This is a genomic window from Frankia sp. AgB1.9, assembly GCF_016786355.1.
In the GTDB taxonomy this organism is placed as follows: Bacteria; Actinomycetota; Actinomycetes; order Frankiales; family Frankiaceae; genus Pseudofrankia.
The window spans coordinates 1-25,852 of sequence record NZ_JADWYX010000128.1; the positions used below are offsets into that span (position 1 = coordinate 1).

Below are 25,852 nucleotides of genomic sequence, written 5' to 3' on the forward strand. Positions count from 1 at the left end.
CCGGATCGGCGACAGGGTCCCTGCCGGATCGACGGAGTCGATCTGGGAGGTCGGCGATCTGGGAGGTCTGCCGCGGGGGGGCCCCCCCCCGGGGGGGGCCGCCCCCCCCCCCCCCCCCCACGAAGGAGAACCGAGTGCTTAGGGTGCTCTTCCCTCCCAATTGATTGGCGACTGGCAAGCAACGAACTGAGTCGACAGCTGTTGACTCGCCCTGCTCGGCGCCGTCGTCGTCAAGCGGTCAGGTCGATGACCCTGATGGGCTCCCCCTTCCAGCGGGCGGGGTCCGCTGTGGCGACCGCAACGCCCTCTGGGTGCTCCAGGGTGGGGCCGGCCACATGTTGGACATGCGCCGAGGCCCAGGTCGTTTGACGTGCGATGGAGAGTGCGGCCGAAAGATCCAGCGGAAGGATCCTGACAGCTGGCATCGACGCGAAGTGCTCGGCGATGCCACTCCGAACGCGGTCCGCCTCGACCATCGCGCAGGTCGGGGCGTAGAGAAACCAACCCTTGCGGTTATGCGCGTTGTCAATCAGCCTGGACGCCGCGACGCTCCCGCGGCCCGCTGCGAGCATCGCGGAATCGTCCAGGACGACATGATGTTCGTCCGTCACTGCCCAGCCCGGTGCTGCACACACTGACGCTCGAGCATCGCGTCGACCTTAGCTAGGTCTTCCTCAGTCGGGTCGTAGCCGTTCCACGCCTTCAGGTAGGCCAGAAGGCGCTCGCCTTGCACCGCGTGCTCGTCGGCAGTCATGAAGGGCTTCGCGAGAATCGTGAGGTAGACCTCCAACGGCCTACCCTTAGCTTGCGCCGCGCGGACGAGGCCGTTGCGCACCTCGGCTGGGACAACGATCTCGGCGTCATGCATCGGCAGCCTCCTTGAGGTACCGGCCCACGCGCGTCGACGCGGGGCCGAGCCGACCACGGGATCTTCTTCAACCTCTGCCGCTACCGACAAGGCCAGGGTCATGCCTGCCTCCCAATGTCCGATCTAACCTGATGACTAAGACACTGTCTGGTTCGACAGTACCCGAGCCACCCGGCCCGATCAAGTCCGCAACCAGAGGGAACCTAGATCACAAGAAGTGCGTTGAGCAGGGCGAAGTCGGTTGGCAGGCCCGGACGCGAGACCCGGCGGCGGTCGCCGTCGCGACGTCGGCTCGGCGACTCGCGGCTGGAGGTAAAGACTTCCACCAGATACCCGCAGGAGGTACCGAGGCGCTTGGATTACGGGTAGTGTTGATCTCGTTACTCAACCACCACTGGACCGAAGACGAGGTGACCTCGTGACCGACCCTCAGCCGTCCGTCTCCGCCATGACCGAGCTTTCCGCCAGTCAGGCGCCGGCGGCCGGCACAGCCGAGGCCGACCCCGTCGAGGCCTGGCCAGTCCGCCGGACACCCCACTGGCGCAAGCACCCGGTCACTCGGGTCACGGCGGCCGTCGTAAGCGCCTTCTTCTGCGCGCTGACCGTACTGCCGGTGTACTCGGTCATCGCCCACGGGAAGAACCCGATCTGGCTCGCCTACGCCGTCGTCGCGGCCGTGGCCTGCTACCTGTGCATCGCCGATGTCGTCCGGCAGGACACCCGCACCCCCGACGACGAGGAAGAGGCCAGCCGCCGCTTCGACGCCATCGCCCGAGGCGTCGACCGCCCGTAGCGACTCCCCCGGGCACGTCGTCAAAGGCCGACGGCCCAGCTGTTTGCCGAGGCACCGGCGTTACCTGGAACACCAGGCACCGCCCGCGAGCACCGCCGGCTGGTGCGATGCTCGTCATGCGAGTGGGCTCCCCGCGGGGTGGACGTCGTCCGGGTCCCGCCTGGCCCCGCAGACGCCTCCCCCGGACGCCCGCGTTCGCCGTCGGGTCGGCGACGCTCGTCCTGACGTTCCTGTCCTCGGGCGCGCCGATCCCGCTCTACAACACGTACCGGCTGGAGAACGGAATCTCCAGCGGCGGGCTGGCCCTCACGACGGTCATCTACTTCGTCACGACGGCGCTCTCGCTGCTTCTGCTGGGCCGGCTGTCCGACCACCTGGGCCGACGCCCGGTTGGCATCGCCGCCCTGCTGAGCTCGCTCGCGGGCAGCCTGGTGCTGATGCATGTCGCCACGCTGCCGACCCTGGTCTGCGGCCGCGTCCTGCAGGGGCTGGCCTGCGGAATCGCGTCGAGCGCGCTCGGCTCCTACGTGGTCGACATCGCGCCCGACCGGCCGCGCTGGCTGCCGGGGCTGATCACCAGCGTCGTCCCACCCGTCGCGGTCCCGCTCGGGGCCATCATCTCCGGGGCCCTCGTGGAGTACGGCCCCGCGCCTCGACTGCTCATATTTGTGATCATGGTCTGCGCGCTGGGGCTCGGCGTCCTGTTGCTCGTCGCCTGCCCTGAGAGCGTCGCCGAGCACAGGCCGGCCGCGGCGGTTCGGACGCTGCGGCCTCGCGTCCTGGTGCCGACCGGGGCCGGCCGCCCGGTGTTCGTCGCCGGCGCGGTGGCGGTCGCGACCTGGTCGCTGGGCGGCTTCTTCCAGGCCTTCGCGCCCGCGCTGACGTCGGACCGCCTCGGCACCGAGAACACCTTCGTCGTCGCGGTGGTGTTCGCGTCGCTGTCGGTGCTCTCCCCCATCGGTGGCTCGTTGACCGGCCGGCTGTCCGCTGGCACCGCCGTGCGTATCGGGCTCGGCGTCTTCGTCACGGGCACGGTCATCGTGACGGCGGCGGTCAGCGTCGGGACGATTGCCCCGTTCCTGGTCGCCAGCTTCGCCGCCGGCATCGGGCAGGGGGCCGCGGCCTCCGGCAGCATGCGTGGCGTGCTGTCCAGGACCCACCCCGACGAGCGCGCCGGCGTCCTGTCCACCATCTTCCTGATCTCCTACTGCGGCGCGGCCGTCCCCGGCCTGATCACCAGCAGGCTGACCAGCCACGTCAGCCTGGTGCACATCACCTACGGGTACCTGACGCTGGTCATCACGGCGGCGACCCTCGCCGTCGCCGCGACCCGCCGCCTGTCCAGGCGCCCTAGTCCCGAGCCAGACGGTCCCATCCAGCCACGACTGGCCGACGAACCCGCGTAGGCGCATCGACGGTCCGTAGAGTTGCGGTGATCAGCCCTGGCGGTAGCCGTGGAGGTTGGGTGGCGTGGTGGCTCGCTGGTTCAACACCGCAGGACCCTGCAATCCGAATAACCATTACATGATCCCCGCATCGGCGCGGCTGCCTACGGTTCCTGGCCTCGTGGCCCGGAACGGTTACTTTGTGGTCCATGCGCCCCGGCAGACCGGAAAAACGACGACATTGCGGGCGCTGGCCGCCGAACTAACGGACAGCGGCCGGTACGCGGCGCTGCTGACCTCCTGCGAACCGGGGCGGGCCTGGGGAGACGACGTCGGCGAGGCGACCCGCGCGATCCTGCAGAAGCTGCGCGACGACGCGGAAGACGCGCTGCCGCCTGAGCTTGTTCCACCGCCATGGCCGGAAGCCGCTGACGGGGCGCTGCTGGGTACCTCGCTGCGAGCATGGTCGCGGGCCTGCCCAAGACCAGTGGTGCTGTTTCTCGACGAGATTGACGCTCTCGAGGGTCGCACGCTGATCAGCGCGCTCGGCCAGCTTCGCAGCGGCGCTACCAACCGACCCTCGCGCTTCCCCGCCTCCATCGCGCTCTGCGGTCTGCGCGACCTACGCGATTACAAGATAGCTTCTGGCGGGAATCCGAACCGATTGGGCGGCCCCAGCCCATTCAACATCATCGTCGAGTCGTTGCGACTGGGAAACTTCACCCTCGATGAAGTGTGGGAACTCTACGGCCAGCACACCACGGCTACAGGCCAGAAGTTCACCACCACGGCGGTGAACCGTGCCTTCGAACTGACCGGCGGTCAGCCCTGGCTGGTCAACGCGCTTGCCGACGAGATCGTCCGCAAGCTGGAGGTTCCGCCGTCGGCGCAGATCACCGCCGCTCACGTTGATAAGGCAAAGGAACGACTTGTCCTGGCCCGCGCCACCCACCTGGACTCGCTCGTCGACAAGCTCAACGACCCCCGCGTCCGCGCCATCATCGAACCAATGCTCGCCGGAACCGTGCCCGTCGAGGACCCCCTGGACGACGACCTGCAATACGTCCGCGACCTAGGCCTGATCGCTGTGGACGCCCCCGTACGAATCTCCAACCCGATCTACAGTGAGGTCGTCGTTCGGGTCCTTACCGACCGGGTACTCCAATTCACCCCGGATGCCCCGCCGCCTCGGGCATTCGTGCTACCCGACGGCCGCATGGACTTCGCTCGGCTGCTCGCCGAGTTCGCCGAGTTCTGGAAGGCAAACGGCGACATCCTAGTCTCCCGGCAGGTGTATCACGAGGCCGCCCCGCACCTCGTTCTTCAGGCTTACCTACAAAGAGTAATCAACGGAGGAGGCACCGTGCTCCGTGAGTACGGCGTCGGCCGAGGCCGCCTCGACCTTCTCGTCCGCTGGCCCCACCCAACCCTCGGCAACCCCCAGGCCGAACAGCGCCAGGCCATCGAAATCAAGGCCCGTGCCGCCGGGGACCCCGACCCAATCGCCCAAGGTCTCCTACAACTCGACGGCTATCTAGACCGCCTCGACCTGGACACCGGCACTCTCGCCCTCTTCGATCGCCGTCCCACCGCCCCGGCCATCCACGACCGCACCTCTATAAGCCCCACCACCAGCCCCGCCGGCCGCACCATCACCCTCTTCCGAGGATAGGCGGAAAGGACCCTCCGTATCGGCCCCACATTGATCGCCGATTCGGCCCTCTGCTGGTCGTAACCGGGTCTGATTCGTAGCCACGGGAGGGCCAAAACGGCGATCAAGGCGCCGGGCCGATCTTGACGGCCCCGGCGAAGTCCGGCTAGAAGACGGTCGAGGTGGTGGTGCGGCCGCCGTTGACGCCGATGATCTGGCCGGTGACGTAGCTGGCCTCGTCGCGGCAGAGGAAGGCGCAGGCGGCGGCGATGTCCTCCGACTGGCCGCCGCGGCGGACCGGGGTGCGGGCGATGACGGCGTCGAGGCCGCCGGGGCCCAGCCGGCCCTTCTCGGCGTTCCGCTCGGTCATCGGGGTGATGATGAAGCCGGGCGGGATCGTGTTCACGGTGATGCCGAACTCGCCGAGCTCCAGCGCCAGGGACTTGGTGAACGTGATGACCCCGCCCTTGGACGCCGAGTAGTGCGTCATGAACGGCTGGCCGCCCTGCGCGGACGACGACGAGATCGTCACGATCCGGCCCCAGTGCGCCTCGATCATGTCGGGGACGACGGCCTGGCACGAGTGGAACGTTCCGGTGAGGTTCACGCTGACCAGGGCGTTCCACTGGTCGGCGGTGATGTCCAGGAACCGGCGGAAGCCCTCCCGGCCGGCTGACGTCACCAGGATCGTCGCGGCGCCGTACAGCGCCTTGATCTCGGCCACGCCGGCGTCGATCTGCTCGCGGCTGGTCACGTCGACGGTGACCGGGTGGGCCTCGCCGCCGGCGGCGGCGATCTCGTCCGCGACCGCCTTGGCGTTGCCCGGGTCGAGGTCGAAGACGCCGACCTTCGCGCCGTCGGCGGCCAGGCGCAGGGCGCAGCCACGCCCGATGCCCGAGCCGCCACCGGTGACGATCGCGACCTTGCCGGCCAGGCTGTCGCTCGCTGCCGCGGTCATCTGCGCGTGGTTCCCTTCGGTCGACGATGGTTCGAGTGGTGAGTCTGCTCCACGTGGGCGCCCGCAGTGGGGCCGAGCGGACCGGTCAGGCCACGGCTTCCGCGCCGACGAGGGTGGTCCGGTGCATCAGCCGGCGAGACAGGGCGGTGTAGGGCTGGGCTCGGTGCAGGATGCCCGTGTTGTCCCAGATGACCAGGTCACCGCGCGACCACTGATGGCGCAGCGAGAAGCGGGGCTGGGTCGCCCAGTCGAGGAGCCGGTCGAGCAGCACGCGGCTCTCGTCCTCCGGCAGGCCGACGATGTGGTCGGCGGTCGCGCCGACCAGCAGGGACTTGCGGCCGTTGCGCCGAGTCCAGACCAGCGGGTGCTCCCGGGAGGGCACCTTCTCCCAGCTGGCGCGCACCTTGTCCGACGCGTCCGGGTGGGCCAGCCGCTGGGTGGCCGCGAAGCTGTGCACGACGCGCAGGTCGGCGAACCGGGCCTTGTCCTCGGCGGAGAGGCCCTCATAGGCGGCGTAGAGGTTCGCGAACTCGGTGTCGCCGCCCTCGGTCGCGACCTCCAGCGCGGTGAGCAGGGTCGCCTTCTGCGGCACCAGGTCGTTCGCGCCGTCGATGTGCCAGTAGAAGGTGCCCGTCCGGTAGGCCGCCAGGGCGCTCTGGGCCGGGTCGAGGGAGATCGCGGAGACCTCGGGGAACTCTGCCTCACCGCCCATCGGCGCGACGACGACCTCACCGAGCAGCCGGCTGAGCGCGACCAGGTCGGCGTCGCCGATGTGCGCCTCGCGGTAGATGACGACGCCGTGCTCGTCGAGGTACCTGCGGGTGTCGGCGGCGACGGCCGGGTCCGCCAGCTGGCTGCCGGCGAGGCCGGTGATCGCGACGCCTACCTCGGCGCTGATCGGACTGACGGTGACGGACATCGGTGGCTCCCGTCGGATCGGGGCTGAGGGGCGGGCGGCGGCGCCTGGTTAGGCGGTCGGCGACTGGCGGCGGGCGACGGCCTCGCGCATGTCGTCGTCGATCTCGATGTCGAACGAACTGATCATGTAGGCGAGCGTCTCGTACGCACCGACCGTGAAGATCACATCGAGGATCTGCTTGACCTCAAGCTTCTCGACGAGAACAGCCCAGGTCCCGTCGCCGATCTTGCCGTCGGCGATCAGCTCGTCGACCGCGCGCAGCGTGGCCGCGTCCAGCGGGTCCCACAGCGGGGCGTCCGGCCCGAGCGCGATCCGCTGGATCTCCTCGTCGGACAGGCCAGCGTCGCGCGCGATGAAGGTGTGCTGCAGCCACTCGTAGCCCGCCTTGCGCTGCGCGGCGACCCGCAGCACGATCAGCTCGCGCTGGCGGTCGGACAGCGTGCTCGTCGACAGGATGTGCCCGTTGAACGTGAAGAACGCCTGCGCGAGCGTCGTGTGGTGCGCGTAGACCCCGAGCGTGTTCAGAGCCTTGGACCGGCCCTCAGGGGACAGCCTGGCGGGCGTGCCCGGCGGCTCCAGGGCGGCCAGCACCTGCCGCATCTCCTTCGGCCACTGCTTGAGCGGAAGCGGCTCGATACGTGCCATGCGATGTCCCCTTTGTCGTGGTCGACGGACGGCGGCGCCGGTTGAGGCCTTCAGCCAGGTCACAAGGCGACCGGTCAGTCCAGTCTTTCGCGCGCCAGCGTCCACGTGCCATCGATCGAACGGTCCAGCCCGCCGGCACCGGACGGCCAGTTGCCGGCCCAGGCGGCCGGACATCGACGGTTGCGCCGCGGGGGGCGGGGGCTACTCGACCCCCGCGACGCTCACACCGGCGAGGCCGGCACCGGCCCACCTGGGGCCGGTGGTCGGGAGCTCGAACGTCAGACCACGCGAACCTCAGACAAGGGGCGCGAGGACGTTCGAGATGTGCGCGGCGCCGGCGTCCGGCACCCTCGGCTGGCGCCACGCCTCGACGGGGAACGAGACGGAGCACAGCGAGTAGTAGACGAGCAGCAGGTTGTTCGCGTCCTCGGGCAGCTCGTCCAGCGGGAACTTGTTCAGGTACGCGATGGCGTCCTGAATCCGCGGGAAGGCGGCGTCGTAGAACGCCTGCAGGTCGTCCATCTTGGCCGCGTAGCGCTTCGCGAACCGCTCGTCCTCCGTCGGGAGGGCCCAGTCGGCGAAGGGCTCCAGATCCGCGAAGTCCGCGGGCAGGGTAGCCACGGGTGTCTCCTCTCCTGTGATCGGGCGGTCAGACCAGCGCCGGGGACGGCGTGGCGCCGGGGGTGCTCTTCACGTACTCCGCGCAGAAGGCGCGCGCGCTCTGGTGCAGGTGGCGCAGCAGGATCTCCTGGTCGTTCAGCGGGAACTCGCTGACCGCCCGCGACTCCAGCATGCTCTGGGTCGCCTCGAGGGTGTTCGCGTCCTGCAGGCCGTACTCCTTGAACGTCGCCGCCGCGAGTTCCTGGCGCAGCCGCTCCCCGGCGTCCTTCGGCGGCGCGAAGTACAGCGCGGCCTCGAAGGTGTGCGAGTTCACCGACGTCGGCCAGTAGTGGTACGTGAGGTACCAGCCCGGCTCCCAGACCAGAATCATGAAGTTCGGGAAGAACACGAACGAGTCGACGCCCCACGCCTTGTGCCGGGCCGGGTTCAGGCCGGGCGGCAGCGTGATGTCGAACGGCTTGTCCCACGGGCCGAACAGGCCGGTGCGCAGCTCCCGCTCGATCGGCTTGACCATCCTCGGGTCCTTCGGCGGGGACATGCCGCCCCAGCTGGAGACCATCGAGTGCGGGCCGTCGATCTTGTAGTACAGCGCCTCGTACCCGAACTGCTGCAGCTTGCGGGACTCCTCCGCCGTCGCCTGGCGGTTGTGCAGCACCGGCGCGTGGTAGAACTCCGCGAACGCGTCGATGAACAGCTTCCAGTTGGCGCCGATCTCGGACTTGTACTTGAAGACCGAGGTCATCTCGCCCCACGGGTAGCCGACGAGGTCGGCGGCCAGCGGCCCGAGGTAGTCGGCAAGGGACTGGGTGCCGTCCTTGTCGAAGTTGATGAAGATGAAGCCTTCCCAGATGTCCAGGCGGACGTCGGCGAGGCTGTACTTCGCCTTGTCCAGGTCGAAGAACTCCGACTCCTGCTGGACGAAGGTGCAGGCGCCACCCAGGTCGTAACGCCAGGCGTGGTACTTGCAGATGAACTGCCGCGCCGTGCCCGAGGTCTCCTCGCGCGGGTAGTCCTGCCAGACCAGCTTGTTGCCACGGTGCCGGCAGACGTTGTGGAACGCCTTGATGCCGTCAGCGGTCCGCACGATGATCACCGAGGACCGAGCGGCGTCGATCTCCTTGGTGAAGTAGCTGCCCACCTTCGGGAGCTGCTCGACCCTGCCGACGTTCAGCCACGTCTTCCCGAAGATCGCCTTGCGCTCGAGCTCGTAGTGCTCGGGCGAGATCGAGTCCTCGTAGGAGGCGTCCGCCGTGCTCAGGTCGGGATAGTGCGCCGTCCAGCTGCCCTCAGCTGGTTTCGGGAAGTGAGCCATGTTGTGCGGTTCCTTTCCGTACCCGGACAGGGGCCCATGATAGCAAGCCTCTCTGGTGTTGAGAAGGACGTTCTCACCTGACGAGCGTCAGGCTCAACCGAAACCAGAGACCGGCTGCGGTACAGCGGGAAGTGGGGGCAACCGAAGGCGGGCCGGCGCGGGCTCGTCGCCCGAAACCGGCCCGCTGGCCGCGTCATCCGGGACGCGGCGGGAGGTGCTGAGAGGTCGCTACGCCGTCGGTTGATGGACCGAGACCGAGGCCGCGGCCTGGTGGACCGCGGCGATGATGCCCTGGTAGCCGGTGCAGCGGCAGAAGTTGCCGGAGAGGCCCTCGCGGATCTGCTCGTCGGTCGGGGCCGGGTTGTCCCGCAGCAGCGCGGTGATCGAGACGACGAAGCCGGGGGTACAGAAGCCGCACTGCAGCCCGTGGCAGTCGCGCATCGCCGCCTGGACCGGGGAAAGAGTGCCGTCGGGGGCGGCGATGCCCTCGACGGTCGTCACGTCGAGCCCGTCGGCCTGGACGGCGAACATGAGACAGGACCGGACGGCGGCCCCGTCGACCAGCACCGTGCAGGCACCGCAGGCACCGTGCTCGCAGCCCAGATGGGTGCCGGTCAGGCCGCAGCGCTCGCGCAGGAAGTCGGCCAGCGTCATCCGGGGCTCGGCGGGGTGCTCGACCGCCTGGCCGTTGACGGTGAGACGGACCGGCAGCTCAGCCATGGAGGGCTCCCTCGGCTCCGGCGGTCAGGCCGGTCGCCTCCTTGATCGCGGACGTCCACGCCCGGGTGACCATCGTCGCGCCGACCCGGGTCCGGTAGGCGGCCGAGCCCTGCAGGTCGGCGGGGACGTCGTCCAGCTCGCTCATCGCGAGCACCCCGACCTCCGCCGGGTCCAGCGTGTCGACCCGCTGCCCGACGACGGCCCGCTCGGCGGCCGGGGCGCGCAGCGGGACCGAGGCCATTCCCAACAGCCCGATCGCCGCGCGGGCGACCCGGTCGTCGCCGTCCAGCTCGACGGCGACGGCCGCGCCGGCGATGGCGAAGTCACCCGACCGGCGGGCGAACTCCTCCACCGCGAAGCCGGCCCGTCCGCTCCACACCGGGAACCGGACCGCGACGAGCATCTCGTCCGGCTCCAGCGCGGTGTCCCACAGGCCGGTGAAGAAGTCTGCCCCGGCGATCGTCCGCTCGCCGCCCGACGCCGAGGCTGCGACCATCTCCGCGTCGAGGGTGAGCGCGACGGTCGGGTACTCCCCGGCCGGGTCGGCGTGCGCGACCGACCCGCAGAGCGTGCCGCGGTTGCGAATCTGGAAATGGCCGATGAGCGGCGTCGCCCGGGTGAGCAGCGGAACCGCGCCGGCCACCACTGCGTCACGCCCGACCGCGGCCTCGGTCTCGCCGGCGCCGACCCGCAGCCAGCCGTCGGCCACGGTGATACCCCGCAGCTCGGGCAGGCGGGCGATGTCGATCAGATGGTCGAAGTAGGCAAGGCGCAGTGCCAGCATCGGCACCAGGCTCTGCCCTCCGGCCAGCAGCTTGGCCTCGTCGCCGAGCTCGGTCAGCAGCGCGAGCGCCTCGGCGACGGTTTCCGGACGGTGGTACTCGAACGACGCCGACTTCACCGGAGCTCAGCCGATCGTGATCGGGAGGGACTCCCAGCCGCGGACGGTCGACGTCGAGGCCAGGTTGGCGTTGTCCCAGTCCACGTCCCAGGTGGGGAAGTGCTTGAGGATCTCCTCCAGCGCGACCCGGCCTTCGAGGCGGGCGAGCGCGGCCCCGAGGCAGTAGTGGCCACCGAGGCCGAAGGTCAGCTGCTGGCCGATCTGGCGGCGGATGTTGAACGTGTTCGGGTCCGGGTAGCGGGCAGGGTCCCGGTTCGCGGCCGCGACGATGAACATCATCGCCGATCCGGCGGGGACCGACTGGCCGTGGAACTCCACATCGGTGGTCACGTAGCGTCCGATGGCGTGGCCGGGTGGCTCCATCCGCAGCAGTTCCTCGATGGCGTTCGGGATCAGCGACGGGTCCGCGACCAGCTCGGCGCGGGCCTCGGGGAACTTCGCGAGCGTCGAGGTGGCCCAGCCGATCAGCCGGCCCGTCGTCTCGTTGCCGGCGCCGGCGACCACGGTGACGTAGGTCAGGATCTCCTCGCGGGTGAGCGTGCGGGTGACGCCGTTCTCGTCGGTGAACTCGGCCCGGATCAGCTCGGTCATCAGGTCGTCCGACGGGTGGTCGCGGCGCCAGTCGATGTAGTCGCCGAAGTACTCGCCCGACAGCAGAGCACCCTCGGAGAGATCCATCTGGCCGCCGTCCTCGGTGCGCAGCGCGTCGTTGCCGGCGTCACGGATGCTGGCCTGGTCAGCCTCGGGAATGCCGAGCAGCATGCCGATGACGCGCATCGGGAACTCTGTGGTGAAGGCGGCGCACATGTCGAACTGCTTCTCGCCGATCAGTGGGTCGAGGGTGCGGACGCAGAAATCACGGATCTGCGTCTCGAGCCCGAGGACCCGCTTCGGGGTGAAGACGCGAGACAGCAGCTTGCGGTGGATGTCGTGGGCCGGCGGGTCCTCGAAGATGAGGGTCCCGGGCGGCAGCTCCATGCCCGACTTGATGATTTCCAGGATGCCGCCCTTGGCCGACGAGAACGTCCGCCAGTCCGGCAGGCCGCGCTCGATGTCGGAGAACCGGCTGACCGCGAAGAAGTCGTACTGCTCGTTGTAGTAGAGCGGGACCTCCTCACGCAGCCGCTGATAGATCGGGTACGGGTCCGCGGCGTAGGCCTTGGTGTAGGGATCCCAGGCAATGGCGGTGTCGGTCGTCACGGTTCTGCCTTCCGCGGCATGAGTGTCTCTGGATGAGTGGCGACAGCGGACCGGCCGCCGTCTGGGCGTCGGGACTCGTGTCAGCTCTGGGCCGCGCGGACCACGAGCCAGATGAGCAGGGCGAGCACCACCGCGCCGATCACCGGCAACGCCCGCTTCAGCAGCGGCCAGGCGACCACGCCGAGCAGGTTGACCGGGACGTCGGCCACCGGGGCGGCGACGACCGGACGCCCGGGCGGCGACGCCGTGCTCGAAGTCGCCTGGGCCACCGAGGCCTGGGCGACGGGAGCCGGGGTGCCGGTCGATTCGGGCGCGGCCTTCGCCACGACCGGGGCCGCCGAAGGCGCAGGAGACACGGGAGGAGCCGCGTCGGTCGGCGCGGGGGCCGGGGCTTCGGCCGCCTGAGCCTCTTCCACTGCCGCGGGCGCCGCGGCCGTGATCTCGGCACCAGGCGCTTCGGCCACTGGCGCTTCGACAGCCGGAGTTTCAGCCAAAGGCGTCTCCGCCGCGGGCAGTGCGTCGCGCGAGGCCAGGATGTCGGCCTCCAGGTTGCGGACGAACTGCGCGACGAGCTTGGAGCTGACGTCGGCCAGCACGCCCCGCCCGAACTGGGCCGCCTTCCCGGAGATGGTGAGATCGGTCGTCAGGTGGACGCCCGTCTCGTCGCCGTCCGGGGTCAGGACCATCGTGACGACGGCGCTCGCGTTGCCCTGGCCGCGGGATTCCTTGCCGTCCGCCTTGATGACGGCCCGGTGCGCCGTCGTGTCCGTCTCCAGGAAGGTGGCCTTGCCCTTGTACTGGGCGACGATCGGGCCGACCTTGACCTTCACCGCGCCGTGGAAGTCCGCGCCGTCGACCGAGAGCAGCTGCGCGCCGGGCATGCAGGGCGCGATCCGTTCCGGGTCGGTGAGCAGCTCCCACGCGTTGGCGACAGGTAGCGGAACGCGGAACTCGTTGACTAACTCCACCTGCGTGCGTCCTCCACGTCGGCCGCTCGATCACGGCTGCTGGGCGTTCGCTCAAGCCTGTTCGGCAGGCCCTTCCGGCCCCGCTTCGCGGGGTGGCGACGAGCGGGGACCGGGAGGGTGCCTAACGGGCTCAGTCGAACAATAACCGGTTGTTGGGCGAGTGCCCAACTATACGGAGGGCCGCCCTAATGGCCGGCCGCGACGAGCAGCTCCACCAGCGCGGACGGGCTCAGCGGCAGCTCGGTGAGCTTCACGCCGAGGGGCGCCAGCGCGTCGGCCACCGCGTTGATGACGGCCGGTGGGGCACCGATCGCGCCGCCCTCCCCGGCTCCCTTGTGGCCGCCGGGGCCCGGCGCCGGCGTCTCCATGTGCCCGTACTCGATGTGCGGGACCTCGGTGGACGTCGGCAGCAGGTAGTCGACGAAGGTGCTGGCCATCGGGTTGCCGTCGGCGTCGTAGACCATGTGCTCAAGCAGGGCGCCGCCGATCCCCTGGACCGTCCCGCCGGCGATCTGGCCCTCGACCACGTTCGGGTTGATCATCGGGCCGACGTCCTCGCCGACCACGTAGCGCAGCAGCGTCACCTTGCCGGTGGCGATGTCGACCTCGCAGGTGCAGACGTGGGTCGCGTTCGACCACAGCATCGGCGCCTTCTGGGTGTGGGTGGCGGTCGCCTCCACGCCGTCCGGTGAGGCGAGCTCGCCGTAGCTGACGGACGCGTCGCCGGCGCTCGCGCGGCCGTCGGCCAGCGTGACGGCGTCCTCGGGGACGCCGAGCCGCTCGGCCGCGAGCGCCGTCAGCTTCGCCCGCAGCACCGTGGCCGTCGCGGCGACCGCGCCGGCCATCGCCGAGCCGCTGCGGCTGCCGGCGGTGCCCGCGCCGAACGGCGTCACGGCGGTGTCGCCCTGGATGGTCACGACCTGGTCGAAGTCGACGCCGAGAGCGTCGGCGGTCAGCTGGATGACGGTCGTCTCCAGGCTGTTGCCCGCCGCTCCGCCGTTGACGATGACCGTCACGAGGCCGGTGGGGTCGATCCGGATGACCGCCCCCTCGGACGCGTAGTACGGCTGGCCGGTGGCCGTCGGCTCGATGTACGTGCCCGTGCCGACGCCCAGGTAGCGGCCCTCCTTGCGAGCGGCGGCCTGCTCCGCCCGGAAGGCGTCGTAGTCGAGGATCTTCAGCGCCAGCTCGAAGGTCTCCAACGGCGAGGAGTGGTCGTAGGGCGGCATGCCGGCCGGGTTCGGGTACGGCTGGTCGTCGCGGCCGATCATGTTGCGGCGACGCAGCTCGACCGGGTCGAGCCCCATGTCGCGCGCCGCGATGTCCAGCAGCACCTCGCGGGCGACCGACTCGAACTGCCACGGGCCGCGGTAGGCGGTGCGCCCTGCCGTGTTCGAGAAGACCGTGGATGACTGCCAGGAGGCCAGCGGCACCTTGTACGGCCCCGGGAAGAGCAGGCCGACGGCCCCGGACGCGCCGACCGGCCACGGCGTCGGGTAGGCGCCGCAGTCCTGGACGTGTTCGAGGCTCACGGCCGTGATGGCGGCGTCGGCGTCGAAGGCGATCCGGGCCCGGCCATGCTCGTGGCGGGCCTGCCCGGCGGACATGAGGTTCTCCCGGCGGTCCTCGATCCACTTCACCGGGGCCGCGACCTTGCGGGCGACCAGCAGGAGGCACATGTCCTCGCGCATCGGGACGACCTTCTGCCCGAAGCCGCCGCCGGTGTCTCGCATGATCACCCTGACCCGGTCCGGGTCGAGACCGAGCAGGCGGGCGCCGAACGCGCGCACCTCGTGTGGGGTCTGGGTGGCGGCCCACACCGTCAGCTCGCCGCTGTCCGGCCCGTCGGGACCGGGTATCCACTCGACGACCAGGCCGCGGGTCTCCATCGGGACCGCCTGGTACGCCTGCTGGTAGAAGGTCTCGTCCGCGACGTGGGCTGCCGCGGCGAACGCGGGCTCGACCACCGCGAGCGGCGGCCCGGCGAGCCCGCCGGCGACGTTGTCCGGGAAGGCCGGGTGCACGACGGCCTCGGAGCCCCGGGCCTGGCGGTAGTCGGCGGCGACTGGCAGCGGCTCGTAGTCGACGTCGACCAGCTCGACCGCGTCCTCGGCGATGTACCGGCTCTCTGCGATGACCAGCGCGACCGGGTCGCCCACGAACCGGACCTCGTCGACGGCCAGCGGCGGGCGCGGCGTGTCTGGGACCTTCGGGCCATACGAGCTGTACCAGGCCTCGTGCACCTCGGGGTTCAGGTCGGCCGCCGTGTAGACGGCATGCACCCCCGGCAGGTCCAGCGCGGCCGAGACGTCGATGCCGTTGATCAGCGCCCGGGCGAACGGGCTGCGCACGAAGCAGGCGTGCAGCATCCCCGGCCGCTGGATGTCGTCGACGAAGGTGCCGTGGCCGGTGAGCAGGCGAGCGTCCTCGACCCGGCGCACCCTGCGGCCGGCGAAGGGAGGCTGTGCCACGGCCGGAGCCATCGCGGTGTCGGTCATGTGTCTCGCTCCTCGCGACGCGGGCTGCCGGGGGCGCTGGCTGCCGACGTGACGCTGGTCGGCGCTGGGCGCTCGCCCAATCGCTATGCTGGGCGAATGCCTATCTCCCGGCCGCCCCGCCAGTCAAGGGGTGCGCCGTCACGGCTGGCCGGGCGGCCGACCGGGAAGCCGGCCGCGAGGCGCGCGGCACGATGACGACTCCCCGGCGGATGGGCGCTCCGGACTCGAAGACCCGGGCCACGCTGCTCGACGTGACGGCGACGATCATGATCGAGGAAGGCTACGCGGCCGCGACCTCGCGACGCGTCGCGGCCAAGGCCGGCGTGAAGCCCGCTCTCGTCCACTACTACTTCCGCACGATGGACGATCTTTTCCTGGCGCTGTTCCGGAAAGGCGCCGAGGGGAACCTGAAGCGCTACGAGCAGGCGCTCGCCGCCGAGAACCCCCTGCGGGCCCTGTGGGAGCTGGCCAGCGAGCCCGAGGGCAACGTCCTGCTGTCCGAGTTCCAGGCGCTGGCGAACCACCGCAAGGCGATCCGCACCGAGATCGCGGACTACGCGGAACGCTTCCGTGCCCTGCAGGTCAAGGCGATCACCGACCGGCTGGCCGAGACCGGCGCGGACCCGATGGCGGTCCCCCCGGCCGTGCTCACGCTGGTCATGACCGGCATCGCCCGGCTCCTCATCTCCGAGGACGTCCTCGGGATCGCCACCGGCCACGAGGAGACGCTGGCGCTCATCGAGCACTACCTCAGCGCCTTCGACGCCCCCGCGAAGTCGGACCAGCAAGCCCGCTCCTGACCTCAGGCGCTCAGCGCTCAGTCCCTCAGGCGCTCAGTCGATGAGGTCGACGATGAGCCGGTGGGCGAAGTCGTGCGACTCGACGAAGGGCAGGTTCACGTCAAGGAGCGCCGCCCAGCAGTCGCCGGCCTGGGCGGGGTCACCAGCGACGAGCGCGTTCACCAGCTCGTTGAACAGGGCGACGAGGCGTGCCCGAGCGGCGGTCCAGGACTCGTCGGTGTCGACGTTCACCGCTGGCCGCGTGCCGGCCCGGACCCACTGCAGAATCTCGGCGACGACGCCCAGCGCCGGATTGCCGGTCGCGCCGAAGGCCACCGCCGCGGCGCGCCGCCAGGTCTCGGAGAACATCGCGGTGTCGTCGATGACGGCCGTCAGCAGGGCCGCGAGATGGGCCAGCTCGGCCAGCGAGCGGCGGTCGATCCGGGTGGCGGCCAGCTTCATCATCGCCGGTTCGACCAGGCGGACGGCGTGGAAATGGTCGGCCAACGTCACCTGACGCGCTTCGAGCACCGTGCCAGCGAGCTGCGCGGCGACCTGGGTGGAGGGGTGCCAGATCCGCGGGCCGGCCCGATCGCCGGCCCGCACCTCCAGCAGGGACTCCATTTCCAGGATCCGTAGCGCCTCACGCAGGGTCGGACGGGAGATGCCGAACTCGACGGCGAGGTCCGCGAGTGAGGAGAGCCGGTCGCCTTCGGCGAGACGCCCCTCGGCGATGCGGGCGCGGATCTCGTTCGCCACGACGGCCGCGATGCGCCGGGGCGGGCCGTGCGGGCCGTCCCCCTCCGAGGCGACGACCTGCCCGGCCCGGGCCCGCCACAGCGGCACGACGTCGATCCGCCGGCGGCCACGGCCCGGGGGAACCAGCAGGCCGGCGGTGCCCAGCACGTAGCCGGTCCAGGCGTCGCCCGCGGCGACGGGGTCGCGGCGGCGGGCCGCGGCCAGAAACTCCTCGTGCGCGCCCACGACGCGCCGGGCGATCCGCTCGGCGGACTCCGGCTCGGACGCCTCGATCGCCAGGAACACCTGACCGGCGTAGATCACCCGGAGGATGCCGGCGATCACCGCGATGGACCGGTTCCCGGACAGCTCGATGACGGCCTGGTCGAAGGTCGTCACCGCGGTGGCGAACCCGAGCGGGTCGCCGACACTCGCCCGCGCGGCGTCGTGCAGCGCGACGAGGTGGTCGAGCGCCTCGCCGCCGAGACCGGCGACCAGCCGCGTCGCCGCCGGCGGCTCCAGCACCGCCCGGGCCTCCTCCAGGTCCGCGAGCGTCGTGCCGCGCAGCTGCAGCAGGAGGGCGACGTACCGCCCGGCGGACACGAGCCCGGGGCGGCGGACCACCGCCCCGCCACCCCGGCCGCGCCGGACGTCGAGCAGGGACTGCGCCTCCAGGATGCGCAGCGCCTCGCGCAGCGTGTCCCGGGAGACGTCGAAGGCGACCATCAGCTCCGCCTCGGGCGGCAGCTGCTGATCGACGGCGAGCGCGCCGCGCAGGATCTGGCGGCGCAGATCGGCCGCCAGCACATGCGCCATCTTGCGCGGTGGCCGGAACGTATCGGCGACGGTGGCCCGCCTCGGCCCCGCCGCCGATCCCGTCATCGGGCCGTCACGCCTCCGGTCCCGTAGGTCGACCTCACAGGCGGCCGCCGCCGGCGAACTGGGCGGGCACCCATTCCGGCGCGCGCTTCTCCATGAACGCGCGCATGCCCTCACGGGGCTCCGGCGAGTTCTCCAGCGACCAGAACATCGTCTGGTAGTCGATGAAGCCGTAGCGCTCGTTGAGCATCCGCTTCACGTGCATCCGGGCCATCGGCGGGGTCTGCAGGACCTCGCGGACGGCCTCGACTGCCGCGTCGCGCAGCTGCTCGTGCGGGACGACCCGGGTGATGAGGCCCAGCCGCTGGGCCTCGGCCGCGTCGAACTTGCGCCCCGACAGCAGCAGGTCACGGGCGACCGCGATGCCGACGTGCGCGGGCAGCACCGCCGCGTAGGTGGCGTCCGGGATGCCACGCAGCAGCTCCGGCACCCGGAAGGTCGCCTGGTCGCTGGCCACGCAGATGTCGGACATCATCGCGATCAACAGTCCACCGGCCTGGCAGATGCCGTTCACGGCGGCGATGACCGGCGCGGTGCTGTCCCGGATGGTCAGGAACGGCAGCATGTGGGCGCCGATGTTCGGCGGCTGCTCGTCGCCGGGGTCGCTGCGGCCGCCGAGGTCACCGCCGGGAGCGAAGACGTCGCCGGCGCCGGTGATGATGAGCGCCGCCAGCTCCTCGTCGGCGTTGACCAGGTGCACCGCCTTCTTGATGCCGAAGTACATGGCCGGGGTGAAGGCGTTGCGCGCGTGCGGCCGGTCGATGGTCAACCAGCCGAGGGCGCCGTCCCGTTCGAAGCGCAGGCCATCCGCGCCGAGCTCGTTTGCCACTCGCCCTCCCTGCTTCGTTGTAGACAGGTGACTGGGTCAACTATATTTTCGTTCCTTGATCGGCGCTGGCGCAGGTAAGGATGACGTATGAAGACACCCTCCGAGCTCTTCGACCTGACCGGCCGCGTAGTCGTCATCACCGGTGGCAGCCGGGGCATCGGCCGGGCCGTCGCCGAAGGCATGGCGACCGCCGGTGCCGACGTCGTGATCGCCAGTCGCAAGTACGAGGGGTGCGTCGAGGCGGCCAAGGAGATCGAGGCGGCCACCGGCCGCAGGGCGCTGCCGGTCGCCTGCCACGTCGGAAGCTGGGACGACTGCGACCGCCTCGTCGAGACCGCCTACGGCGAGTTCGGCAAGGTCGACACGCTGATCAACAACGCGGGCATGTCGCCGGTGTACGACAGCCTTTCCGCGGTCACTCGTGAGCTCTACGACAAGGTGCACGCCGTCAACGCCTCCGGGCCGTTCCGGCTCTCGGCGCTGGTCGGCGAGCGGATGGCCGCGGGCGCCGGTGGCTCGATCATCAACGTCACCACCGCTGGCTCGCTGCGGCCCGGCGGGTTCGACCTGCCCTACGCGATGGCCAAGGCCGGCCTGAACGCGCTCACGCTTGCCCTCGCCGGCGAGTGGGCCCCGAAGGTGCGGGCCAACCTGGTGCTGCCGGGCGCGTTCGACACCGACATCTCGAAGGCGTGGGGCCCGGAGGCGCAGCGCAACGCCGCCGAGATGAACCCGATGAAGCGGATCGGCGTGCCGGAGGACCTGGTCGGCGTCTGTGTCTTCCTGGCCAGCGATGCCTCCGCCTACATCAACGGCGCCCAGATCCTCGCCGACGGCGGCCTCTTCCGCAGCCTCTAAGGGCAGCGGACAGAGACGGCGCTCCGCGCCTCTGTCCGCTTTGCCTGCTCGGGCGCTGAGCGCCCTCCCCAACCTGGTTCGAGGTGGAGGCGAGGTGCGGGGGTGGGCGCTTGTCCAGGGTCGGGAACTGGGTTGCGTTTCGCCTACGACGGAGTCTGGTCGCCGTCCGCTGGGGTTTCGGGGGCGGCGGGGGGTGGGCGGCGGCCGGCGCGGATGGCGTCGGCCAGGACGCCGATGGCCCAGGTGATCGCTCGGGTCGCCTGCTGGCCGTCGAGCGCCCAGGCACTGAGCAGCCGCTGGTAGGACGGCACGCTCCACAGCAGGTCGAGCATGGCCGCGGCCATCCGGCCCTCTTCGTCCGTCCACTCCGCCGTCGGCGCCGCGACCGCCTCGACCATTGCCTCCCGCCGGCGCAGTTCCTCGGCCAGCAGCGTCGGCCCGACCGGCTCCGCCGCGTCCCATCGCATGATCGCGTAGGACGGCAGCGTCGCGAAGAGACGCTCGGTGACGTCGCCGATCCGGTCGAGGCTCAGGTCGTCGTAGCTGATTCCGGACTCCTGGCCCAGCCTGCGCATGATCGCGTCGTGTAGCTCCCGCTCGGTGGCGAAGTACCGGTAGACGGTTCGCTCCCCCACGCCGGCGCGCTCGGCGACCGCGCGGAACGTCAGCCCGCGCCAGTCCCAGGTCGTGAACTCGTGCACCAGCTCGGAGCCGGCGGTGAGAATGCGTTCCCGCGTCTGAGCGGCCTGCTGGCGCCGCAACGGGCTGTCGTAGCGACGCCGTCCGGCGGTCTCGTCACCGCCGGCCTCGGCCTGTTCGCCGGTGCCACGCTCGTTCACTGCCTCGGTCGCCATGGTCGGGTTCGCCTCCTTGGCGGTGGTTGCGGCGCGATGCCATTCGTGGCACTCTACTGTCACCAAATCTTCGGTCGCCCTCTGCGGCCAGCACCCCCCATCGTCCCGAACCCGCCACCGTCCGGCACGTGCCCCACCCCGGTGCCGACGACGCCCACCGGATCCGCTCACCCCACGCGGGTCCCGCCCGTGCCGGCCGACCGCTGCCGGCGTGAAGGGAGCCACCACATGCGATTACCGCAGGACCTGATCGACGAGGCCCGCGCCGCCACCGGCCTCGACGACTTCGGCGGCGACAGCTTCCGGGAGGGCCTGGAGCGTGCCACCCGCGCGCTGGAGACCGAGGCCCAGCTCAACGCGACCGGCCAGGCCGCGCTGCATCACCTGATGGTCGGCGCGCTCAAGACCCGCCTGCACATCGAACAGTGGTACTCCGACCATCCCGAGACCGACGACGCCCCGATCATCGGGCCGCTCATCGCGCTCGGCCTCCCCCGGACGGGGTCGACCGCGCTGGCCGGGCTGCTCGCCGAGGACCCCGGCATCCGCTACCTGCGCCGCTGGGAGGCCGCCGAGCCCGTCCCACCGCCCGCGGCCGTGACGGAGTCCCCGGACCCGCGGCTGCTGCGCCAGATCGAGATCCAGGGCCGGCGCACCGAGCTCGACAAGGCCCTCGTCCCGTCGTTCCCCGATGGCCCGCAGGAATGCCACGAGCTGATGATGCTCGACTTCAAGGTCCACTACTTCGAGTGCTTCGCCCACGTCCCCTCCTACGCCGAGTGGCTGCTCGACGCCGACCTCACCGAGACCTTCCAGTACATGCGCCGGGCCCTGAAGTACCTGCAGTGGGGCCAGCCGGCGAAGCCCTGGCGGCTGAAGAACCCCAACCACCTCGCGCACCTGGTCGACATCGACAAGGCGTTCCCCGACGCCAGGTTCGTGATGACCCACCGCGACCCGACCCAGGTCCTGGCCTCGGTGTGCGACGTCTACGCCAACGTGGCGGCGCGGTTCAACGACACCGTCGACAAGCAGTACATCGGCGCGGTCAACACCGAGGTGCTCACGACCGGGATGGACCGGACGCTGGCGTTCCGCGACAGCGGCAACGACCACCGGTTCTACGACATCGACTTCCGTGCCATGCAGAGCGACCCGATCGGCGAGATCCGCGGCCTCTACGACTGGCTCGGCGAGCCGGTCACCCCGACGTTCGAGGACAACCTGCGCGTCTGGTGGAAGCAGAACTCCGAGGAGCGGGTGCGCGTCAAGCACTCCGACCCGGCCGACTACGGCCTGGACCTCGACGCCATCCGGCCGCGCTTCGCGGAGTACATCGCCCGAGCGGCGCGTTGGACCACCCGCGCGGCCGCCACCACCCACCCGACCGCCGCGCCAGCCGGCGACAGCTAGACAGGAGCCACCACCATGGCGATCGACCTCACCGGTGGTCTGCCCGCCGAGCGTGAGTACTTCTTCCCGGCCCGCCCGGAGAACCCGGAGATGCGGGATTCGGCGAGCTTCTGGATCACCGATGACAAGGGCGAGATCGGGCTGCCCCGGTTCGGGATCGAGGCCGTCGCGTCCAACTGGGACACCCACACCGTCACGTTCAACGTGGTCTTCGCCGACGGCCGGGTCTACCGGCTGCGCGCCCCGGGCGCGGCGCGCTCGCCGTTCAACGCTGCTGGCCAGCCGGCGATTCTCGGCGCAGGAGGCCTCGCGTTCGAGGTGATCGAGCCGTACAGGTCCTGGCGGTTGACCTACGACGGTCCGGCCGTCCAGACGACGTCGCAGGCGCTCATCGACGGCCAGCAGGACGGCCCGACCGTGAACCTGCAGGTCGAGGTCACCACCACGATGGTCGTCCCGCCGTGGGAGCAGGGCGCGCTGCTCGCCGACGCGGCCGACCTGCTGAAGAACACCTCCGACGGCGACATGATGGGCCACGGCCCGCGCATCGAGCAGCTGTGCACGGCCCAGGGTGTCGTACGGGTGCCGGGTGAGGAGAAGACCTTCACCGGGTCGGGTCTGCGGATCAAGCGGCAGGGCGTTCGTGATCTGGGCGACTTCCGGGGCCACACCTGGCAGTCGGCGGTGTTCCCGAGCGGCAAGGCGTTCGGCTACATCGCGTACCCTCCGCGCCCGGACGGCCGCCCTGTGTTCAACGAGGGGTTCCTGTTCCTCGGTGAGGGGAAGCTCATCCCGGCCGTCGTGGTTGAGGCTCCGTGGCTGCGGCGGTTGGTACCGTCGGGCGACCCCGTCTCTGTCGTGTTCGAGTCCGAGCTCGGCATCACCCGCATCGAAGGCATCACCGTGAACACCACGCACGACACCGTCCACCGGCCGGAGATGCCGAACTTCCCCGTGCTGTTCCAGGGCGAGTGCAGGTACACCTGGGACGGCGAGGAGACCTACGGCATGCTCGAACGGTCCTCAGTACGGGATCTGATCGAATGGGCGTGACCACGCGGACCGGCGCCCCAGAGCTGTTGCGCCCGGGAACGCCTCATCTCTCGCATCTGCAGCGTCTGGAAGCGGAGAGCATCCAGATCTTCCGGGAGGCTGTCGCGGAGTCCGAGCGGCCGGTGATGTTGTACTCGGTCGGTAAGGACAGCGCGGTGATGTTGCATCTGGCGATGAAGGCGTTCTATCCGTCGAAGCCTCCGTTCCCGTTGCTGCATGTGGATACGACGTGGAAGTTCCAGGCGATGTACGCCTTCCGTGACCAGCATGTCGCGAATCTGGGTCTGGATCTGTTGGTGCATCGGAATCCGGACGCGGTGCAGCGGGGGATCAATCCGTTCGACCACGGGTCGGCGATGCATACCGACATCTGGAAGACCGAGGGTCTGAAGCAGGCGTTGGACAAGTACGGCTTCGACGTGGCGTTCGGTGGGGCGCGCCGGGACGAGGAGAAGTCGCGGGCGAAGGAGCGGGTGTTCTCGATCCGCTCCGCGGCGCATCGCTGGGATCCGAAGGACCAGCGCCCGGAGCTGTGGCGGCTCTACAACGCCCGCAAGGCGCCTGGTCAGAGCATTCGGGTGTTCCCGCTGTCGAACTGGACCGAGCTGGATATCTGGCTCTACATCCACCGGGAGAACATTCCGATCGTCCCGTTGTACTTCGCGGCGCCGCGGCCGGTGGTGGAACGCGACGGCGCGCTGATCATGGTGGATGACGGGCGGATGCCACTGGCGCCGGGCGAGATACCCGAGCAGCGCTCGATCCGGTTCCGCACTTTGGGCTGCTACCCGTTGACCGGAGCCGTCGAGTCGCAGGCGTCGACGCTGCTGGAGATCGTCCAGGAGATGTTGTTGACGACGTCGTCGGAGCGGCAGGGCCGGGTCATCGACCACGACTCCTCGGGTTCGATGGAGAAGAAGAAGCACGAGGGGTACTTCTGATGGCGCATGCGACCGACGAGCTCCTCGCGACCGACGTCGAGGCGTATCTGCGCCGGCATGAAGACAAGTCGATGCTGCGGTTCATCACCTGCGGCAGCGTGGACGACGGCAAGTCCACGCTGATCGGCCGGCTCCTCTACGACGCGAAGCTCGTGTTCTCCGACCAGCTCGCCGCGCTCGAGTCGGACTCGAAGAAGGTCGGTACCCAGGGCGGGGAGCTCGACTTCGCGCTGCTCGTCGACGGCCTGGCCGCCGAGCGCGAGCAGGGCATCACGATCGACGTGGCCTACCGGTTCTTCTCCACCGAGAAGCGCAAGTTCATCGTCGCCGACACCCCGGGCCATGAGCAGTACACCCGCAACATGGTCACCGGCGCCTCCACCGCCGACCTCGCGGTCATCCTGATCGACGCCCGCAAGGGCGTCCTGACCCAGACCCGGCGGCACAGCTACCTCGTCTCGCTGCTCGGGATCCGCCAGGTCGTGTTGGCGATCAACAAGCTTGACCTCGTCGACTACTCCCGCGAGGTGTTCGACCAGATCGAGGCCGACTACCGGATGTTCGCCGCGCAGATCGGCCTGCAAGGCGACCAGATCGCCGCGATCCCGCTGTCCGCGCTGCGTGGCGACAACATCACCGAGTTGTCGGCGAGCACGCCCTGGTACACCGGGCCGACGTTGGTCGGTTTCCTGGAGTCGGTACAGATCGCCGACACGGCCAACGACGGGCCGTTCCGGCTGCCCGTCCAGTGGGTCAACCGGCCGAACCTGGACTTCCGCGGTTTCTCCGGCCAGGTCGCCGGCGGGATGATCCGCCCCGGGGAGAAGATCCGAGCGCTGCCGTCGGGGCAGGAGTCCGTGGTCACCCGGATCGTCACCGCCGACGGCGACCTTGACGCCGCCTACGCCGGCCAGTCGGTCACTCTCACGTTGGCCGACGAGATCGACGTCTCCCGCGGCGACGTCCTGTCGGCCGCTGGCAGTCCCGCCGAGGTCGCCGACCAGTTCGAATGCCACCTGGTCTGGATGGGCTCCGAGCCGATGCTCCCCGGCCGGCCCTACCTGCTCAAACTCGGCACCCGCACCGTCAACGCCACCCTCGCCCAGCCCAAGTACAAGGTCAACGTCAACACGCTGGAGCAGACGGCGGCGAAGACGTTGGAACTCAACGAGATCGGCGTCGCGAACCTCAACCTCGACCGGGCCGTCCCCTTCGACCCCTACACGGTCAACCGCGACACCGGCGGCTTCATCCTCATCGATAAATACAGCCACGCCACCGTCGCCGCCGGCCTGCTGCACTTCGCGCTACGCCGCGCCCACAACATCCACTGGCAGGCCGTCGAGGTCAACAAGACCGCCCGCGCCGCCGCCAAGGGCCAACGGCCCGCGGTCATCTGGTTCACCGGACTGTCCGGCGCCGGGAAATCCACCATCGCCAACCTCGTCGAGAAGAAACTCCACGACGAGGGCTTCCACACCTACCTCCTCGACGGCGACAACGTCCGCCACGGCCTCAACAAGGACCTCGGCTTCACCGAGGCCGACCGGGTCGAGAACATCCGCCGCATCGCCGAGGTCGCCCGCCTCATGGCTGACGCCGGCCTCATCGTCCTCACCAGCTTCATCTCCCCGTTCCGCGCAGAACGCCAACTCGCCCGCGACCTCCTCGACGACGGCGAGTTCGTCGAGGTCCACGTCGACACGCCACTGGAGGTGGCCGAGTCCCGCGACCGAAAGGGCCTTTACGCCAAGGCCCGCCGCGGCGAACTCACCAACTTCACCGGCATCGACTCCCCCTACGAACCGCCGCACAGCCCCGAAATCCATCTCGACGCCTCCGGCGCCACCACCCCGGCGGCGTCGGCCGAAACGGTCGTCGCCTACCTCCGGGAGGCGGGACTGCTCACGCCCGCCGCAGCAGAGGCCTCATGACCTCCGAGCGGCCAAAGCCGGTCTAGGCATACCTGCGGCAATGAGGCCGAGGCGCCCGAAAGGCCGCCACCGCCGCATTTCCGTGCCGCGTGCGATGGCGGGCCCGCCGGTGCGCCTGCCCGGTGAGTCCAGAAC

At 70.1% G+C, this 25,852-nt stretch carries 24 protein-coding genes; 9 read left to right on the forward strand and 15 right to left on the reverse strand.

All coding sequences use genetic code 11. The features are described from left to right. Positions 1–230 precede the first annotated feature (230 nt). Both I6A60_RS34300 and I6A60_RS34305 read right to left on the reverse strand, forming a co-directional pair. Positions 231–611, reverse strand: coding sequence for a hypothetical protein (locus I6A60_RS34300; RefSeq protein WP_203011846.1), 381 nt, complete (start codon positions 609–611; stop codon positions 231–233). Continuing rightward, complete coding sequence (locus I6A60_RS34305) at positions 608–868, reverse strand: hypothetical protein (protein WP_238436842.1); 261 nt, start codon at positions 866–868, stop codon at positions 608–610. Before I6A60_RS34305 ends, I6A60_RS34300 begins: the two co-directional genes overlap by 4 nt. Before the next feature lie 418 nt (positions 869–1,286). Here I6A60_RS34305 and I6A60_RS34310 point away from each other — a divergent pair, with 418 nt between their 5' ends. The 3 genes from I6A60_RS34310 (at position 1,287) to I6A60_RS34320 (ending at position 4,718) form a co-directional block, all read left to right on the forward strand. Further along, positions 1,287–1,661 carry a hypothetical protein gene (locus tag I6A60_RS34310; RefSeq protein WP_203011845.1) on the forward strand — a complete coding sequence of 125 codons (375 nt, stop codon included), beginning with the start codon at positions 1,287–1,289 and terminating at the stop codon, positions 1,659–1,661. 116 nt (positions 1,662–1,777) lie between these two features. Next, positions 1,778–3,067: an MFS transporter gene (locus I6A60_RS34315; RefSeq protein ID WP_238436843.1), complete on the forward strand. Its 1,290-nt coding sequence runs from the start codon at positions 1,778–1,780 to the stop codon at positions 3,065–3,067. Between the two features lie 67 nt (positions 3,068–3,134). Further along, complete coding sequence (locus I6A60_RS34320) at positions 3,135–4,718, forward strand: ATP-binding protein (protein WP_203011843.1); 1,584 nt, start codon at positions 3,135–3,137, stop codon at positions 4,716–4,718. Positions 4,719–4,863: 145 nt separating this feature from the next. Here I6A60_RS34320 and I6A60_RS34325 read toward each other — a convergent pair whose 3' ends face one another. The 10 genes from I6A60_RS34325 to I6A60_RS34370 form a co-directional block, all read right to left on the reverse strand. Beyond that, on the reverse strand, positions 4,864–5,655 hold the full coding sequence (locus I6A60_RS34325; protein WP_203011842.1) for an SDR family NAD(P)-dependent oxidoreductase: 792 nt from the start codon (positions 5,653–5,655) through the stop codon (positions 4,864–4,866). An 85-nt stretch (positions 5,656–5,740) separates the two neighbouring features. Then, positions 5,741–6,574: a TauD/TfdA family dioxygenase gene (locus tag I6A60_RS34330; protein WP_203042401.1), complete on the reverse strand. Its 834-nt coding sequence runs from the start codon at positions 6,572–6,574 to the stop codon at positions 5,741–5,743. Between the two features lie 48 nt (positions 6,575–6,622). Next, positions 6,623–7,219 carry a carboxymuconolactone decarboxylase family protein gene (locus I6A60_RS34335; RefSeq protein WP_203023865.1) on the reverse strand — a complete coding sequence of 199 codons (597 nt, stop codon included), beginning with the start codon at positions 7,217–7,219 and terminating at the stop codon, positions 6,623–6,625. Between the two features lie 294 nt (positions 7,220–7,513). Next, a complete protein-coding gene (locus I6A60_RS34340; protein ID WP_203023866.1) occupies positions 7,514–7,840 on the reverse strand; it encodes a hypothetical protein in 327 nt (108 codons plus the stop codon). Between the two features lie 28 nt (positions 7,841–7,868). After that, positions 7,869–9,152 (reverse strand): aromatic ring-hydroxylating dioxygenase subunit alpha, encoded by a 1,284-nt coding sequence (locus tag I6A60_RS34345; protein ID WP_203023867.1) that lies wholly within the window; start codon positions 9,150–9,152, stop codon positions 7,869–7,871. Positions 9,153–9,380: 228 nt separating this feature from the next. After that, complete coding sequence (locus tag I6A60_RS34350; RefSeq protein WP_203023868.1) at positions 9,381–9,872, reverse strand: (2Fe-2S)-binding protein; 492 nt, start codon at positions 9,870–9,872, stop codon at positions 9,381–9,383. After that, the gene (locus tag I6A60_RS34355; RefSeq protein ID WP_203023869.1) at positions 9,865–10,773 is read right to left on the reverse strand and encodes a xanthine dehydrogenase family protein subunit M; all 909 of its coding nucleotides are present in this window, start codon (positions 10,771–10,773) and stop codon (positions 9,865–9,867) included. Before I6A60_RS34355 ends, I6A60_RS34350 begins: the two co-directional genes overlap by 8 nt. Before the next feature lie 6 nt (positions 10,774–10,779). Next, positions 10,780–11,973 (reverse strand): cytochrome P450, encoded by a 1,194-nt coding sequence (locus tag I6A60_RS34360; RefSeq protein WP_203023870.1) that lies wholly within the window; start codon positions 11,971–11,973, stop codon positions 10,780–10,782. An 80-nt stretch (positions 11,974–12,053) separates the two neighbouring features. Next, positions 12,054–12,941 carry an SRPBCC family protein gene (locus I6A60_RS34365; protein ID WP_203023871.1) on the reverse strand — a complete coding sequence of 296 codons (888 nt, stop codon included), beginning with the start codon at positions 12,939–12,941 and terminating at the stop codon, positions 12,054–12,056. Positions 12,942–13,126: 185 nt separating this feature from the next. Further along, the gene (locus tag I6A60_RS34370; protein ID WP_203023872.1) at positions 13,127–15,439 is read right to left on the reverse strand and encodes a xanthine dehydrogenase family protein molybdopterin-binding subunit; all 2,313 of its coding nucleotides are present in this window, start codon (positions 15,437–15,439) and stop codon (positions 13,127–13,129) included. 191 nt (positions 15,440–15,630) lie between these two features. Here I6A60_RS34370 and I6A60_RS34375 point away from each other — a divergent pair, with 191 nt between their 5' ends. Then, positions 15,631–16,239, forward strand: a complete 609-nt coding sequence (locus I6A60_RS34375) for a TetR/AcrR family transcriptional regulator (protein WP_203023873.1) — start codon at positions 15,631–15,633, stop codon at positions 16,237–16,239. Between the two features lie 33 nt (positions 16,240–16,272). On the opposite strand, the gene I6A60_RS34380 is transcribed toward I6A60_RS34375, so the two are convergent. Together I6A60_RS34380 and I6A60_RS34385 are read right to left on the reverse strand one after the other, a co-directional pair. After that, complete coding sequence (locus I6A60_RS34380; RefSeq protein WP_203055791.1) at positions 16,273–17,838, reverse strand: FadR/GntR family transcriptional regulator; 1,566 nt, start codon at positions 17,836–17,838, stop codon at positions 16,273–16,275. A 34-nt stretch (positions 17,839–17,872) separates the two neighbouring features. Further along, a complete protein-coding gene (locus tag I6A60_RS34385) occupies positions 17,873–18,664 on the reverse strand; it encodes an enoyl-CoA hydratase/isomerase family protein (RefSeq protein ID WP_203023874.1) in 792 nt (263 codons plus the stop codon). Positions 18,665–18,751: 87 nt separating this feature from the next. On the opposite strand from I6A60_RS34385, the gene I6A60_RS34390 reads away from it, so the two are divergent. After that, positions 18,752–19,522 (forward strand): SDR family NAD(P)-dependent oxidoreductase, encoded by a 771-nt coding sequence (locus I6A60_RS34390; RefSeq protein ID WP_203023875.1) that lies wholly within the window; start codon positions 18,752–18,754, stop codon positions 19,520–19,522. A gap of 143 nt (positions 19,523–19,665) precedes the next feature. Here I6A60_RS34390 and I6A60_RS34395 read toward each other — a convergent pair whose 3' ends face one another. Continuing rightward, on the reverse strand, positions 19,666–20,376 hold the full coding sequence (locus I6A60_RS34395; protein WP_203023876.1) for a TetR/AcrR family transcriptional regulator: 711 nt from the start codon (positions 20,374–20,376) through the stop codon (positions 19,666–19,668). A 228-nt stretch (positions 20,377–20,604) separates the two neighbouring features. Between I6A60_RS34395 and I6A60_RS34400 the strand changes: the two genes are divergently transcribed. Genes I6A60_RS34400 through cysN form a run of 4 tightly spaced genes read left to right on the forward strand, consistent with a single transcriptional unit; the run spans position 20,605 to position 25,717 of the window. After that, entirely contained in the window at positions 20,605–21,789 is a 1,185-nt protein-coding gene (locus I6A60_RS34400; protein WP_203023877.1) for a sulfotransferase, read from the forward strand. 15 nt (positions 21,790–21,804) lie between these two features. Then, positions 21,805–22,842 (forward strand): hypothetical protein, encoded by a 1,038-nt coding sequence (locus I6A60_RS34405; RefSeq protein WP_203023878.1) that lies wholly within the window; start codon positions 21,805–21,807, stop codon positions 22,840–22,842. Further along, entirely contained in the window at positions 22,833–23,783 is a 951-nt protein-coding gene (cysD, locus tag I6A60_RS34410; RefSeq protein WP_203023879.1) for a sulfate adenylyltransferase subunit CysD, read from the forward strand. Before I6A60_RS34405 ends, cysD begins: the two co-directional genes overlap by 10 nt. Continuing rightward, on the forward strand, positions 23,783–25,717 hold the full coding sequence (cysN, locus tag I6A60_RS34415; RefSeq protein ID WP_203023880.1) for a sulfate adenylyltransferase subunit CysN: 1,935 nt from the start codon (positions 23,783–23,785) through the stop codon (positions 25,715–25,717). Before cysD ends, cysN begins: the two co-directional genes overlap by 1 nt. Positions 25,718–25,852: the final 135 nt, after the last annotated feature.